General features: G+C 41.0%; 11 protein-coding genes. 8 read left to right on the top strand and 3 right to left on the bottom strand.

What is annotated here, in order from left to right; translation table 11 throughout:
* Positions 1 to 45 precede the first annotated feature (45 nt).
* Positions 46 to 1440 (top strand): hypothetical protein, encoded by a 1395-nt coding sequence (locus tag R8P61_25660; GenBank protein MDW3650487.1) that lies wholly within the window; start codon positions 46 to 48, stop codon positions 1438 to 1440.
* A gap of 18 nt (positions 1441 to 1458) precedes the next feature.
* The gene (locus R8P61_25655) at positions 1459 to 2094 is read left to right on the top strand and encodes an LON peptidase substrate-binding domain-containing protein (protein MDW3650486.1); all 636 of its coding nucleotides are present in this window, start codon (positions 1459 to 1461) and stop codon (positions 2092 to 2094) included.
* On the opposite strand, the gene R8P61_25650 is transcribed toward R8P61_25655, so the two are convergent.
* Positions 2095 to 2421: a metalloregulator ArsR/SmtB family transcription factor gene (locus R8P61_25650; GenBank protein MDW3650485.1), complete on the bottom strand. Its 327-nt coding sequence runs from the start codon at positions 2419 to 2421 to the stop codon at positions 2095 to 2097.
* A 189-nt stretch (positions 2422 to 2610) separates the two neighbouring features.
* Here R8P61_25650 and R8P61_25645 point away from each other — a divergent pair, with 189 nt between their 5' ends.
* Positions 2611 to 3669, top strand: a complete 1059-nt coding sequence (locus R8P61_25645) for a hypothetical protein (protein ID MDW3650484.1) — start codon at positions 2611 to 2613, stop codon at positions 3667 to 3669.
* On the opposite strand, the gene R8P61_25640 is transcribed toward R8P61_25645, so the two are convergent.
* Positions 3670 to 6705, bottom strand: a complete 3036-nt coding sequence (locus R8P61_25640) for a two-component regulator propeller domain-containing protein (GenBank protein ID MDW3650483.1) — start codon at positions 6703 to 6705, stop codon at positions 3670 to 3672.
* Positions 6706 to 6943: 238 nt separating this feature from the next.
* Here R8P61_25640 and R8P61_25635 point away from each other — a divergent pair, with 238 nt between their 5' ends.
* Positions 6944 to 10627, top strand: coding sequence for an NACHT domain-containing protein (locus R8P61_25635; GenBank protein ID MDW3650482.1), 3684 nt, complete (start codon positions 6944 to 6946; stop codon positions 10625 to 10627).
* On the opposite strand, the gene R8P61_25630 is transcribed toward R8P61_25635, so the two are convergent.
* On the bottom strand, positions 10624 to 12012 hold the full coding sequence (locus R8P61_25630; GenBank protein MDW3650481.1) for an exonuclease domain-containing protein: 1389 nt from the start codon (positions 12010 to 12012) through the stop codon (positions 10624 to 10626). The genes R8P61_25635 and R8P61_25630 overlap by 4 nt on opposite strands.
* Positions 12013 to 12168: 156 nt before the next feature.
* On the opposite strand from R8P61_25630, the gene R8P61_25625 reads away from it, so the two are divergent.
* The 4 genes from R8P61_25625 (at position 12169) to R8P61_25610 (ending at position 16375) form a co-directional block, all read left to right on the top strand.
* Entirely contained in the window at positions 12169 to 13233 is a 1065-nt protein-coding gene (locus tag R8P61_25625; GenBank protein ID MDW3650480.1) for a DUF4476 domain-containing protein, read from the top strand.
* A 136-nt stretch (positions 13234 to 13369) separates the two neighbouring features.
* Entirely contained in the window at positions 13370 to 14446 is a 1077-nt protein-coding gene (locus R8P61_25620; protein MDW3650479.1) for a DUF2855 family protein, read from the top strand.
* A 4-nt stretch (positions 14447 to 14450) separates the two neighbouring features.
* Positions 14451 to 15593, top strand: a complete 1143-nt coding sequence (locus R8P61_25615) for an acyl-CoA dehydrogenase family protein (GenBank protein ID MDW3650478.1) — start codon at positions 14451 to 14453, stop codon at positions 15591 to 15593.
* A gap of 14 nt (positions 15594 to 15607) precedes the next feature.
* Positions 15608 to 16375, top strand: a complete 768-nt coding sequence (locus tag R8P61_25610; protein MDW3650477.1) for an enoyl-CoA hydratase/isomerase family protein — start codon at positions 15608 to 15610, stop codon at positions 16373 to 16375.
* Positions 16376 to 16381: the final 6 nt, after the last annotated feature.

Raw genomic sequence — 16381 nt, 5'->3', positions numbered from 1 at the left:
CAATCAGGCTCCCTAATTTTGGGAGAATGGAAATTGCCGGAATTTATGGACCTGAGACATCCCTTCATTTTTGAGGAAGAGAAGAAAGTCGGATTGGTGGGAGCTTTTTTGATCCTCCTGTCTGCTGCCTTGTATTATCTCCTCCTTTATCATATTCCCCGAGAAGATTTTTATCCCTTTATCGGAGTCTATGCTGTGCTCTTTGGTCTCTATGTTTATTATGTATATCCGCTGTGGAATTCTGAAGGTAAATCGCCCTCTATCAAAAGTTCACAAAATGCGATCATGTACATTTTTGGGGCTGCCATAATATTTCGCCTGATTGCTAGCTTTGCCCTCCCTCCTTTTTCAGATGATTATTTTCGCTTTATCTGGGATGGGAAATTGATTGTGGAAGGGATCAGTCCTTTTCTTCAGCTTCCTGTAGATTATGCGAAAGATCCCGCTTTCATGCAGCAGATGGCCATAGGAGATGAATTGCTTGCAGGGATGAATTCTCCGGAATATTTCACCATCTATCCTCCCGTACTTCAAGCTATTTTTGCTTTAGGGGCAGCCATTTCCCCCAATAATATTTACGGTGCAGTTCTGGTGATGAAGCTCTTTGTGCTGGCCGCAGAAATCGGCAGTATGTACTTGATTGTACGCATTCTGAGAAAGCTCGAATTGCCCGAAGTGAACCTGATTTATTATGCGCTCAACCCTCTGGTAATTGTAGAGCTTTGTGGGAATTTGCATTTTGAGGCTTTGATGATTTTCTACTTGCTTTCTGCCTGGTATCTATTGTTATGGAAGCAATGGTGGAAATCTGCGCTGGCATTTTCGATGGCTGTCTGCAGTAAATTATTACCGCTGATGTTACTGCCTTTTTTATTGCGAAGGTTGGGCTGGGGAAAGACCATTGCTTATGGGATGATTGTAGGCTTGATGACTTTATTCCTCTTTTTCCCTATCCTGGACCTGGATACTTTCGCCAACCTCAGGGAGTCCATCAAGTTGTATTTCTATAGTTTTGAGTTCAATGCAAGTGTCTGGTACATTGCGCGGGAAATAGGGTATCAGATAGAAGGGTATAATATCATCAAACTTGCAGGCGATTATTTCTCCCGAGTAGCTGCTATTTTAATCCTTATTCTTGCCTTCACGGAAAAAAATCCGCTTGGCAAAAACTTGGGTAAATCCTGGCTTTGGGCCTTTATGATTTACTTTACCCTGGCAACTATCGTACACCCCTGGTATGTAACGACTCTGCTGGCTCTCTGTCTTTTTTCTTCCTATCGATTTCCCCTTGTCTGGACGATTTTTCTCCCTCTCACCTATTATACCTATCGGACAGATGCCTATGAGGAAAACCTTTGGCTCCTGACAATCGAATACCTAGTGGTTTTTGCCTATATGTTTTACGAGATTAAACAAAAGGCCAAGCAAAGCAGTTTTTAAAAGGCTTAGGCTAATTTTATGTCAATATCCCTTCCATCATTCCCTCTCAACTTAGTTGTATATCCCGGTGAAAAACTGAGGCTATACATTTTTGAACTTCGCTACAGGCAGTTGATAAGAGAATGTTTGGATCATGAAACAACTTTTGTCATTCCGACTGTACTGGACAAAAGTATAGCAGAGCTGGCAACAGAGGTTAAAATAGTTTCTTTGGATAAGGATTTTCCTTCAGGTGAAATGAATATTACAACTGAAGGGATCGGGAGGGTACGTATTCATGAATTCCAGACAGTGGCTGCTGGCAAACTTTATCCTGCCAGTTTTATTGACAGACTGGATACGACTGAAGAAGCAGTTCCCGAACTCCAGGCAGAAGTATTCGAATTGGTTGCTGAGCTACATCACTTGCTGGGAGTTTCAGACAAGCTACCAGAAAGCTCAGAGAAGCTAAAAGCCTTTGAATTGGGACACCATATAGGAATGAATCTCAGGCAAGAGTATAATTTGCTCACCCTTGAAGGAGAAAGAGAGCGACTAATCGCCATCAAAAATCACATCAAGAAGATACTTCCGATTGTAATCGAAACAGAAAGGTTGAAGAGTCGCGCCAAGTTAAACGGACACTTCAAAAACCTGATTCCTCCTCACTTTTGATTAGTTGTAATTAAATCTATCCTCTTTCAGATTGATTTGATTGAAACTGTGGATGAGTTTCAAATACTTATCACCATTGAGGTGATAATAGATGTTCTTACCTGTCCTTTGGCAAGCCAGTATCTTACGGCTTTTCATCAGACTCAGATGGTGAGAAATGGTAGATTGATCGAGGCCTAATTGCGTATAAATGTCAGTAACCGACATATTGCCATTTTCAATAAGCAATTCGATAATAGAAAGGCGAACAGGGTGAGCAAGGGCCCTCAAGGACCTGGCCATCAGCTCTCTTTGAACAACCGTCCATGATTTTTCTTTCGCTTCCATACGCTTTGTTTTGTTTAGGATTAGAACCTATGTAAGCTCTTTTAGTTCAAAAAAAGCCCAAAAAACTTCTCAAACTTTTATCCGAGCAGCCGTATAATTAGCGTAGGATAAGCTATGAACTAATCAATAATTCGCTTTCCTGCCTTTAAATGGGTATTTTTAGGCAATTCACTGACAAGGCAGAAACACATGAACAGCCGGCTATTTTTACGCATTTTTCTAATTATTGGCCTGATTTCATTCGGCTTTTACGGATGTGAACCCATCATAAAGGGATCGCAAAGTGGAGAAGGTAGCTCCGGGAAGAGCACAGATATAACGGAGCCTTTGAGTAATCTCATCGGGATTGCTGAGAATTTTAGTGTAGAAGCACAAGAGTTGGCCAAGCCCGGGAAAGTACGTTCCTGGGTCGATGGTTTGATCGTAACTCAGCAACCGGGTATGAGGGAACTCGAGATTAGCAAGATGAAAAATGGGGAGGAAGCTGAGTTTCTGTACCAAAGGACCTTGAGAAAGGTGAAAAGAAATTTAAGGGGACAGGATTTCTACGAAAGATATATTCTTATACGAACTAAGGATGGACAAATGGGTTGGGTGCATGAAGGAGGCATCAGGTATATCCGTCCTGCTTTTGAAAACCTGATCAATGAATTGCTGACTAGCCCCAGCGATCCTAACAAAAGAACGCGCGGTCCGGGCATATCACCTTCCATGGACTATATGGTAATCCCCGGCCAAAGAGTAGGACCTATCCGAAAAAGTACCAATGAGCAGGACCTCCTGCAGATATATGGAGCCGGACAGGTTCATAGAGGCTATGTAGCCACTTATGATAATCCGCAGAAAGAATGTACGGTTGTATATCCAGCTACTCCTAATGAAATCAAGATCGTTTGGGAGAATGCTGATAGAAATCGAATAAAGGAAATCCATTTCCTCAAGGAAAACAGCAATTGGTTTACTCCGGAAGGGCTGACAACGGGCATGGATTTCTCGGAGGTTATCAAAGCGAATAAAGCACCTATTTCCATTTATGGATTCAAGTGGGAATATAGTGGAACGGTGAATTCCTGGGGAAAAGGAAGCATGTCCCGTTACAACAATAAGTTTTATACGGTTTTTAGCCCTAGAATTCCGCTCGCACAAGTACCTGCCAAGTTTATCGGCAACAAAGTGCTGAGCTCAAATGCTACAGATCTGGATGCTATCTATCCTTATTTGGAAAAGATGGTTATCTATCTGGACTGATCACATCATTGCGTACATGTCTTGTTTGATGGGAAGAATCATTTCCACTGAAGTCCCTTTGACCTCCCCATTCTCATTTTTGATTTCCTTGATGTCGAGGGCATAGTTTTTATTGGTCATCCGAGCAAAAAGTGCCAGACGATCAAGGGTAATCTGCATGCCTTTGGATACATGGTCATTAGGACGATTGGCGTGAGCCTTTTTGCTGGCTTCGATGCCAATACCATTATCCTTGATGGTGATACTCAGATAATCTTCATCCTGTTTGTGCAAATCGACTTCTATCATGCCATCCGCATCTAAAGGCATGATGCCATGTTTGATGGAATTTTCAACAAAAGGCTGAAGGATCATGGGGGGAATCTGGATTTCTGAAAGTACGATATCCGGATCGCTATTCACCGAATAATCAAACTTCTCCGGGAAACGCATTTTCTCTAAGGAGAGATAAAGCTTCAAACGATCGAGTTCTTCATTCAGGCTAATGAAATCACTCTTGGTGCTTTCCAGGTTCTTGCGCACCAATTTGGCGAAGCTGGAAAGAAATTTATTCGCCGCCTTTTTATCTTGTCTATGAATGAAATACTGAATGGATTGCAAGGCATTGAAGGTAAAATGAGGATTCATCATAGCATAAAGGGCCTGATGCTCCAGTTGTAGCTTCTCTGCGGTATTTCGGATACGGGTTTCCTCCTGAAGTTGTCTTCTACGGTAGGTAATGCCCAGGTAGATAAGGTATATGAAGCCCAGGAACAAGAGAGACATGGGGAGAATAAACCACCACCTTTGCCAAAAAGGAGGAAGAATTTCAAAACTGAAAGAAGAGAAAATATCTTCCCGCCAGGGCTCGGTTTCCATTTTAGCAGTCACCTTGAAGGTATATTGGCCTGGATCGAGGTTGGGATAAGTCAGGCTCAAACTCTTGGGTCTTACCCAGCCCTGATCTACTCCCTCCATCATGATTTTATACTCAACCTGTCTGGGACTTTTGAGGCTAAGGCCGATAAAATCGATATCTACCCGATTATCTGTAGGAGCTAATTGCAAGTCCATAGGCAAGCCCCGGTCATCCAGGCGAAAACCCAAAGATTCCCAACTTGAGTCCTGAGAAATTGAGGAGTTGACGGCAGTGATATAAACAGGAGGCTGAAAACTTTCTTCTATCCTTTCGATACCGGGAGGGATAAAGGAAGCTCCTTCCGCGGTCCCAAACCAGATATTGCCTTTACTATCCTGAAAAATAGCATTTGCATTACACTCAAGGCTGGGTAGGCCGTCTTTTTGAGAATAATATTCAAAAGGCGGTTTTTCATCTGAACTGGGATCAAAAGCATCCAGGTCCAATTGAAAAACGCCCCGTTCTGTGCCGATCCAGAGGTATTTATCATTTTGGATGAGAAGGGATACCACGATTTGAGCACCTGAAGCTCCACTGATTTTGATGTACTTACCTACGCCATCCTGAAACATACCCAGGCCTTCGGCACTACCCGTCCAAATCCTTCCCTGAGGATCTTCGATCAGGGTAATCACATTATTGCCTATGGCATCGGATTGTGGGATGTTCCTAATTTCTTCTCCATTGCATACAGCCAATCCATCTTCTGTACCTATCCATAAATTTCCTTTGCTATCAGGCAAGAGAGAATAGATGACATCGGATATCAGGCCGGATGCTTGCTGATATATCCTTTCAAAGCGATTTGCTTTCTTTTTAAAAACCCCCTGATCAGTCCCTACCCATAAATCCCCCTTGGCATCTTCTGTCATGCAGAACACAGAGCTGCATTCCAATCCATCATCTTTATCAAAAGGGGTAAACTTGCCGTTTTTGTATAGGGTAAGGGTTCCATTGTAGGAGGCGAACCAGAAATTTCCTTTGCTGTCTTCAAAGCTGGAACAAATCGCATCTCCTCCCAGATTGTCCCGGGTTGAATAAGATCTGATAATCTCTTCATTCTCAAAAACATCTATTCCTCTATCCCGACTACTTACCCAAACCCTGCCAGCATCATCTTCCAGAAATGACTTCGCGATATTACTACTAAAACCATCCTCAACATTGAATTTGACGAAGCTACCTTCTGTAATTTTCCGCATTCCACTTCCATCTGTCCCGATCCAGGTACTTCCTTCCTTATCGATGAGAAAGGTTCGAACCTGTACATCCAGCAAACGATCTCCGGCGGTTACTTCATGGAAATTGCCCTGGTGAAATACAAATAGTCCCTTGCCTGTACCTATCCATATTTGCCCCATTTGGTCTTTGGCCAAGCAATAGATATTGGGGTCATTGATGTATTGACTGCGAATGGGTTCGTACTCATTGGTTTCGGGGTTCAGGCTGAATATGCCTTGCTGGGTGCCGATCCAGTAGGTATTGTTTTCAATATGTTGAATATCGAATACCAGCAGATCACTCATTTTATCACTGGCTCCAAAAGCCTGTATGCCTTTTTCTGCTTCTTTGGGTTCGAAGTAAAAGAGACCTTTGGTCGTGCCGATCCAAACCCTTCCTTCTGCTCCCGGCTCTATATCCCGAATACTGATTTCTTCCGGTTTATCTTTCCAGGGCAGGCTATTTTTTAAATACTTTCCTTCATGCCAGTGGTAAAGGTTGCCTGCCTGGCCTCCGATCCATAGCTTTCCATCTTGCGTTTGCAACATTGCACGAATAGCTTCCCCGCTGATATCATCGGGATTTTTATATCGCTTGAAGGTGTAAGGATGATAGCGACTGAGTCCTTCCTCAGTTCCTACCCAAATGTCTCCATTTCGATCTTCGAGCAGGATGTTTACAAAGTTCCCTCGAATCTCGCTGCTTCGGGGCTCATAGACCTGAAAGTTGTTTCCATCAAATTTACTTACGCCTCGATGGGTTCCCAGCCATAGATAGCCCCTACGATCCTGCATGATGTCAAGTACCTGCGATTGATGCAGGCCTTCATCCAGGGAATATCGAGCGACATTGTAGACTTGTGCGTTCAGGTTGATATATGCAATAATGAATGAAAGGCAAATGAAATACCGTGTCATGGGTCGTTTTTACTATTCCTTTTTCAAATTAGGGAATCCTGACGACTTCTTTGGGGTGTTTTTTTATATACCCTTGAATAATTCGCTGTACATCAGGTGTCTCATCTTTGTACGTAATAGAATCGATCAAGGTGTCAAGGTTGGATAACTTAGAGAAAGAGAGTGTTGATGTGTAGAAATGAAAATTACAGAAGTATAAATTTTTTACTTACATTAAAAGTCAAAGACTGATTTAAAAATGGTAAGAATTAATGTAAGTAGAACCAAAATAAGGTTCTGCCTTTTATTTTTTATTATCCTTTCTGGTTCGATAAATGGTTATTGTCAAACCATAAGTAAGGATTCTCTTTTTCATTTAATAGAGATTCGGGCAAAGAAAGATATTCAGCAGGGAAGATCATTAAAAGAGTCGATTGAGTTAAAGGAACTATATGGAGAAATCGCTGATGATGTTGGAATTAGTTTTTTGCAAGTATATGAACACTATGAGAATACTTACACAGAAAATAAACCTGTTCTTAGTGATTGGGATAAATTTTTGTCTAAGCCATGGATTTTTATACTTATATCTACTTTATTAGTTGCTTTTGGGAAATCTTTAATGGTTCGGATAGGAAATTTTTTTAGCAAAATTTTAGAGCAGTTATATATTCATTTTGCTGGCTACCGAATTTTAAGAAAAATTGCTCTAAAGAGATACCGTCGGTCCCTAATCAAGGAATATAGCGATTTAAAGATTCCATTTAGGCAAGGGAAGCCATTAGACATGGCGGATGTTTATGTTCCTCTAAAGGTAGTGGGAAGTCAGAATAAAGAATTTACGAATGCATTTCAGGCTTTGGGATTGGATGGTCGGATAACAGTTATAGGAACACCCGGTTCAGGGAAAACAATGCTTATGAGGCATCTTGCATTGAAATATGCACGGGAGGGGTTAAAAAGCTACAAAGGGCAGCCGATTCCCATTTTATTGGAACTTCATAGACTAAGCGATCCGGCGACAGATTTAGAAACAGAAATAATAGAAACTCTAGCTAGAAATGATTTTCCAAATGCAAAATCCTTTCTTATTTCTGGATTAAAAAAGGGCATGTTTATGTTTCTTTTCGATGGTTTAGATGAGGTGAACCAAGAAATTCGAGATGAAGTTGCTCAACAATTAAAAGATTTTATTCAAATTGGACCTGGATGTAGGGTTGTAGTCTCATGCCGATCCGCGGTATATCATGGAGAGTTTGCAGATTGGAATGATCGGCAATTAGAAATAGTAGAATTTGATGATAAGCAAATTCAGAATTTTTTGTTAGCATGGAAACCTGAAATGCCTGAAGGAAAATCTGTTGATAATCTTATACAAAATATTGAAGAAAGGCCTAGAATAATGGCATTGGCTAGGAACCCCCTAATGCTAACTATAGTTGCTTATCTATACTGTGATACTACCTTCATTTTACCTCATTCCAGATCTGAATTTTATCAGAGGGCCACAGACTTACTTTTAGATCAATGGGATCAATACAAAGGAAACAGAAATAAGTTTACTACTCCTCAGAAAAAGCTTGTTTTACAGGCGTTGGCTCACTTTTTCCAAGATAGAGCATTAAATGAAAGCAAGGACAGAAGAAGTATTCCCCTAGAATCTGTGCTAGCAAAAATAAAGATAATACTTCCTTCATTGAATTTGCCAGAGACACATGCTCAAGCAATTCTTGATGAAATTGTTGATCGGAGCGGTCTCCTTATTAAGCTTGATGCCGGAACTAGATATCAATTTACTCATTTGACTCTGCAAGAGTTTTTTGTTGCACAGGATCTGAAGGGTAAAGGGGATGAACTAATTAAAAAATTCAACGCTGATCCTAGCGCTTGGAGAGAAATTGTAAAGTTATGGTGTGGTCTTGATCAAGATTGCACCAAATTCATCCAAAAAATTATTAAGGATTATCCAATTGTTGCGTTAGAATGTTTAGGGAATGCTCAGCAAATTCAAGCGAGTGTCTCTGAAAAGTTATTGAATGACTATATAGATTTATTAGGGACACTGCGGACTGATTCAGACGCTATTGAAAGAGGACTTTCAACTGTTGGCGCTGATTCACGGCCTCGAGGTAAAAGCTTATTTAAAAAGCTAAATGAAATAATAGATGGAGCCAGTACCTCAATTGAAAAAGGAAATGCTGCTGCTAGGGTTCTATCTATGACAAATTTACCACAAGCGGCAAAAGTATTAAGTAATTCTACTAAGAATAATCAGAGATATAGACCTTATTTAGTTGCGATGGGGAATTTGTCCGTTCCTTATTTAGTTGAGCAAGCAAAAAATGGGCAAAATTGGTCTGTAGAAGCACTATATAAAGTAGGCACAGTAAATTCCGCTATAAACCTAGTTGTATTACTTTGGTCAGAAATTGATAATATTAAATTCCATGCTGCATGGGCATTGGGAGACCTAATTAGGGATTCATATGTTGAAGAATCACTAAGAGAGGTTGTATTGACTGTTCCTTTGGATGTAGAAATATTTGAATGGGTGTGGAAACCATTCCAAAAGTCTGCTAATGACATTCTAGGTCTAATTGTCGGAAGAGTATCTTTTTTAATTCATAGTTCGACAGATGAATTTACAAACTCTCTCGAGGGTTCATATAATATAGACGAAAGATTATCAATCCCTCTATGTATTATAGCTTCTCAGGGCTCAAAATTGAAAAACTTATCTGACGGGGAAGGGAAAATAGTTGAGGAAAAGTTAAATATAATTGTAAGCGAGATAAATCCTCAAATACTAAAGATTAATTCTAGGGAAGGATTTTCAATGGATTCTCAATTAGTTGATCCCCAATTGATTGCAAAACATATTCAACCACTCGCAAATCTTTTTAGTGATTTCAAATCATGGAATAGACTATTTCATTGTCTAAGACCGGGAAGCCAATACGAGCTGGTGAAAATCTTATCTCAGAGCGATATAATACCTGATGAGGAAGATTGGAAGAATGTATTTTACCCAACAAAATATAAATTTAAAAAGAGCTTTGAGTATTTTGGTTTTTTATTCACGATATTTTCGGCCTTTGGACTTATGTTATGGCAAATTATTGGAGAAGCGAAAAATTTCTATCCCTTTTCTGATTTTAGTTTTGCTATGATGCTCTGTCTTTTAGGAAGTATAGGGGTGGTTCTGATGATATATCTTATCCTAAAAAGTAATTTGAAAGGAATGGATGGTTCAGTTAGTGCTCTGGGGCTCCTAATTGTTATTCCTTTGGTTCCATTTATGAATAAACAGACTTTTCAATTTCTAGACTATAATTTTGACAACTACACAATTTTAATAATTAATTTCATAATCTGTCTCGCTATAGCAGTTGTTTATTTTAGCTTAGAATCTCCACCCATTCATGAGTTTCGAAATAATTTCAGAGAATTTTTAATTTATTTTTTCCCCTTTGTAATCTTATCACCTCTAGCTTGGTTTGTATTTGATGAATTTTTCTCTTTTGAACTTAATATATCGAGTATTTTTTGCGTTACATCTTTTATTCTATTTAGTTCATTAATTTTTTATATTCTTCAAAAGGATGAGGATTTTAATATAAATTTATCTTCTGGAGAAGATACTATAATTTTTCTGGTAATATTTTTGGTGTTAGAATTCGCAGGCATTTTACCTCTTTATTTTTTAGTAAAAAGGATTGAGGAATTAGGCGTGATCAATATATTATTCTTTTATATACTATTGGTCTCTGTTCTCTGTTATTTATTTATTTATTCTGGCCTAAAAAAAGACCGACGAGCAAGAAACCCTCTACAAAAACTTTTTCATAAAAATTCTATTGAAAAGGTTGAGAGAAGAAAAAGATTTGTATTAGGACTGCCTTACAAATGGGCAAAAGTGGTCTCCGAAAAGTTATCAAATTAGGAAATCCTGACGACTTCTTTGGGGTGTTTTTTTATATACCCTTGAATAATTCGCTGTACATCAGGTGTCTCATCTTTGTACGTAATAGAATCGATCAAGGTGTCAAGGCCCTGTTGCATATAGCTGGCATCCACATATGCATAGCCTTTATAGAGTCCTTTTTGTACCATGACGATTGAGCGTTCGTCATAATTTCTCCCCTCTCCTACTATGAGAAAATCTCCCAAATTGTTTTTGCCATAGTTGATTTCCTGTATGGCTAGTCGGACACGTTCATTATAGCTTTCGGCATGTTCTTCTCCACAACAGGCACCTCTGCAGATATGCAGTTGGTGGTGAAAGCATCTGCCAGGCCCTTTTTCCAGGCCGTATAGTTTGGGGCAAAGTTCATATTTTTTCCCTCTTCTTTTGAGGGAGGATAAAGCATGTGCCCTGCCTGAAAAGCCGGCTATCGGATACTTTTCTTCGTCATAAGGATCTACATAGAATTCCAGATATCCTTTTTTATTGGCTCGGGTGTAAACACCAAATTTGTATTGCTTTCTCCTCTGGGCTCGGTTGAAATGAGGTTGAATGCGTTTTATCTCCTCATTCTCCAACAATAAGGCGATCAATTCACTACCCGTCAATTCATAACTGATATCATGTATCTGATCCAGCATTTGCATACTGCGAATGGCCTTGTGTGCACCCTGGAAATGGGAATAAATCCGCTTACGGATGTTATTGCTCTTGCCTACATAGAGGATTTCGGCATTTTTTCCGAGGAAATAGTAGACACCGGTTTCCTCGGGCAAGCCATCAACTACTGATTTGGAGATATTGGGAGGAAGTTTGGAAATAGAAAGTTCCTGGCTGATGAGCTCTTCGGTAAAAGACTCTTTTTCTTTTTGCAGTAAGATCTCAAAAAGCGTAGTGGTCGCACGTGCATCTCCCCAGGCACGGTGAGATGCCTCATTGGTGATACCTAACCTTTTGCAGAGATTTTTCAGGCTATACGAAGTATCTCCAGGCATAAGCTTGCGGGCCAGCTTGACCGTGCAGAGTTGTTTGCGGGAATAGGTATAGCCCAGCTGCCGAAATTCTTTTTGAATAAAGCTGTAGTCGAAACGCACATTATGAGCGACGAATATTGAGCCTTCGGTCATTTCTACCACCTGCCGGGCAATCTCATAGAACTTGGGTGCCTCACTGACCATTTCATTGTCAATTCCGGTCATACGGCTGATGAAATCCGGAATAGGCATCATCGGATTGACCAGAGAAATGAAAGAATCAATCACCTTCTCTCCATCATGCAAAAAAATTGCAATTTCGGTGATCCGATCCACTTTCGGATTGCCACCTGTGGTCTCAATGTCTATAATGCTATAAAGATTTGGCATGATGGGCCTAAAAACACCCTTAAAAGTAATAATTTTAGTTTTTTCTATCCAGTCAATTCTACTTTTTTTAGTTCGGGTGTCTTTTATTTAGTAAATCAGTCTAAAAAATACAAGGCATTGCCTGAACGTTAATAATGCAAAAACACCATCCTATTCATGAATAAATTATTTAGCCTCCTTTTCTTTCTGGGTTTATTCCCTTTGATTTCTCCTGCCCAAAATCGCATGCTTACAGATGTAAGGCTGGTAATCAGGCAATATGAGGGAGAAAGCTTTTGCGATCAGCCCATGTCAGAACTGGACTTTGAGGAATATAAAGCTTCTATCGCAAGGATTCGTTCGGAGAAACTTCGGTTTGAAAAATTCCGAACAACTGTTGCCGATCAATGCCTGGCAACTCCTTATCTTTTCCAATTGATGGAACTCTTTACTAATCCCAGCCTGGAATATGATCTCCTGCGTTTGGGTTTTTATTACTGTTTTGATATCGAGAACTATAAAAACCTGGCTCCCTATATGCAAGGACAGGTTTATCGTGATCGGCTGGAATCATTTGTAAGAGAACGAACTTTTTCCATTCGAGCAGATGTTGAAGGCCAGCGAGAATTGCTCAGTCCTTCTGAGTTAAGAAGAGCTGTAGAAGTTCTGGCTTCCTACAATACGGATCAGGCTCGGGTTGCGACAGCCAAGGAATTTGTCAGAAGTAACAATATGCGAGCGGAACAGTTTCGGGAAGTTGTGGAGCAGGTTCGTTTAAATAATGGCAAAATGGAGCTGCTGTATTATGGCTATGATTATGTTTATGATCCTGCCAATTACTATGCAGCTTATCAGGAATTGAAGCGGAGAGATATTTCGAAGCTCGATAAGTTTCTCGAGGAGCGTCCAAGACCTGATGAAGAAGAATATACCAGCAGTCGCGACCTGGGTTGTACCATCATCCTGAGCAAATCCGAATTTGATACCCATAAGCGCGGCATCATTTCCAAGCGATTTGATTCAGAGCGCCTTCGTTTTGCCAAAACCCTTTTCGATACCTATTGCTTCAATGTCAATGAGCTTGGAGAGTGTATGGAGATTTTTAAGAATGATGCAGATAGACTGGAGCTGGCAGCCTATGCCTACCGAAGGATTTATGATCCCTGGAATTTTTACCTTCTGGGAGGGAGATTTAATTCGGAAGCCAAAGCAGTAGATTTGTTTGAGGCTGTGGGGAAATAAGGTAACATCTCACTAATAGCAAAGAGGGGTTCGTAATCTGCGATCCCCTCTTTGCTTATTAAACCTGTTTATGCCTTCATCCCCAAATAATCAAGTATCTTCACCTATACAGTCGATCACTCAAAAAAACAGTAATATGCCCCACAATCAAATCCTCGTTAATAAAAAGAATATCCTCTCGACGCAAACTCGGGAAATCGAAAGTCCTTCCCTCGCCCCGGGACAGGTTCGTTTGAAACTCCTGAAATATGCACTTACCAGTAATAATGTTACCTATGCGGTGACTGGTTACCGGATCGGTTATTGGAATTTCTTTCCCGTTGATGAGGAGTGGGGCATTGTTCCGGTTTGGGGATTTGCGGAGGTGGTAGAAAGTGGGCATGAGGGCTTGGAAGTTGGCGAAAAAGTATATGGTTATTTTCCCATGGCAGAGGAACTGACGGTTACAATAGGAAAACTTAATGAGTATGGCTTTATAGATGCTGCCGATCACAGGCAGGCTTTGCCTCCCATTTATAACTATTACAATCGGTTAAAGTCTGATCCGACCTATATAGAAGCGGTAGAGGATTATATTCCGATCATCCGTCCCCTTTTCGCAACATCTTTTTTGAATTATCAATTTTTAAAAGAAGAAGCATTCTTTGGGGTAAATCAGATCATCATTAGCAGTGCTTCTTCCAAGACTGCTTTGGGATTAGCTTATCTGCTTCATGAGCATCAGGGAGAACATGGCAAGCAAATCATAGGCCTTACTTCAGGAAGGAATGTGGACTTTGTCAAAGGTACAGGATTCTATGATGCGGTGATTGAGTATGGCAATGTGGGGGAAGAACTGGCAGATGAGGATAGCCTCATTGTGGATATGGCAGGCAATGGAAAGCTTCTACAAGGTATTGACAAACAATTGGGAGAAAAGCTGAAGTTTATTTCGATGATAGGCTTGACTGATTGGCAAACAGGCGTAGCAGATTTAGGCTTATCACAGGCTAAATTTTTCTTTGCACCTACCTATGCCCAGAAACTCTTCAAGGAATGGGGCCCAGTGAAAGCGAATACTGCAATTGCCCAGAATATGGGAAAATTCATTAGCCAGGCAAAGAACTGGATAAAGATCCAATTCATAGAGGAGTATGGCGAATTGGAGAAACTCTTTGTGGATATGGCGAAAGGAAAGGTTGATCCGGGTATTGGCTACATCGTTAAAAGCTAGTCAGATGCAGCTATTAGCCCCTGAAATAAAAGAAGCCCTTATCAAACAAGCGAAAGAGGCTGAAGAGCGAAGAGAAGAAATCGAAGCCGCACGCTGTTTACCGGATGACCTTATGAAAGCCGTTCGGGAAACGGGAGTGATCCGACTTTGGACTGCCAAAATCCATGGTGGGTATCAATCGGATATATTTGCCCTGATGGAAGCCATAGAGTCCAGCTCCTATTACAATGGTTCTTTGGGCTGGGTGATCTGTGTAACCGGAACAGCCTCTTTGGGTGCTGGATACCTGCCTTCGCAATCTGCGAAGGAGATTTTTGGAGACACCCATTCACAAACAGGCGGTTGGGCAGCTCCGGCAGGTAGGGCTAAAAAAGTAGAAGGGGGAATCATCGTAAATGGAAAATGGTCCTGGGGTTCGGGTATCTCGCACTGCAGCCATATCGTGGGAGGCTGTTTCATTATGCCAGAAGGAGAAGGAAGGCCTCGTCCGGCATTGGCCTATTTTGATCCCAAAGATGTGAACTTCATTGACAATTGGCGAGTACTGGGATTGTTGGGAAGCAATAGCATCGATTATGAAGTAAAGGATTTATTTGTTCCGGATGATAAGTGGATAGATTTCCCGGTTCGCAAAGCCGTAATTGATGAAAGCCTCTATCGATTTTCCTTTTTAGGGGCATTGGCTTCTGGAGTTGCATCGGTGGGTTTAGGGCTGGCACAAAGAGCCCTGGATGAAATCATCGCCCTGAGTAAAAGCAAGAAACCCAATGGGGCTTCACGCACCCTTGCAGAGCGTCCGGTCGTTCAGGTGAAACTTGCTACAATGAGGGCAAAACTGGAGTCGGCCCGCTTATTTTTGCAAGACGCGGTTCGGGAAAATTGGAGGGAAGCAGAAAATAAAACTCCCACTAAAGAGAATCAGAGTAGGTTGAGACTGGCAGCTTCCTTTGCTGCAAGTACTTCTGCAGAGGTCGTTGAAGAAGCCTATAGATTAGGAGGAGGTTCCAGCCTTTGGGATGGGGTAAAATTGCAGGAGCTTTTGCGAGATATACATATGGTAACCCAGCATGGCCTGGTTACAGAAAGCATGTTTGAGCTTGCAGGCCGGGTGATATGTGATCAGCCCGTAAATGAAGCATTACTTTAAAACAAATAAAGAGAATGAATACGCTATCAGCTATAAAAAAGAAGGGCTACGATATCCTCCAATTAAACAGAGGCCGCTCAAATCCCATCAACCATGAGATGGTCAGGGAGATTCGTGCCTATTTAAAAGAAAAGCTTACTGACGAAAGTACCCGTGGGGTCATCCTTAATGGAAATACGGATGGCTTTTTTAGTGTAGGCCTGGACTTGAAAGAACTTTTCTATTTTGATGAAAAGCAAATCGTCAGTTTCTGGGAAGATTGGGATGCGATGGTCTATGAATTGGCGATGTTTCCCAAACCCATGATAGCTGCAATCAATGGCTATAGCCCAGCAGGAGGATGCGTACTGGCCATTACCTGTGATTACCGGATTATGTCAGCAGGAGAGAAATTTTTGATTGGGCTAAATGAAACGGCAGTTGGAATTGTGATGCCTGAATATATCTATCAGTTAGCCGCCTTTTGGATGGGCAAAAGACAGGCTTATCACAATTTGCTAAGAGGGAAACTTCTTTCTGTGGAGGAAGCCAAAGCCCAGCATTTGATAGATGAAGTCTGTGAAATGGAGGAAGTCCTGCCGCGAGCAGAAAAAGAAATGCAAAAACTTCTTCGCAGCCCGGATAATCTTCTCATCAATTCCAAAGCGAATATGAAAAAGGAATTGTGGGACCGTTTGAATGGGATTGAACAAGCAGCAGTAGAATTGAAGCTCAAAGCCTGGTTTGATCCTAAATCAAGGGCGGTCATGCAAATGATCGTACAGCAATTGGAGAAGAAATAATAAGAA

It is taken from the genome of Bacteroidia bacterium (assembly GCA_033391075.1).
Lineage (GTDB): Bacteria > Bacteroidota > Bacteroidia > J057 > J057 > JAWPMV01.
The sequence above is the reverse complement of the archived record's forward strand: the minus strand, read 5'-3'. Positions and strand labels throughout refer to the sequence as shown.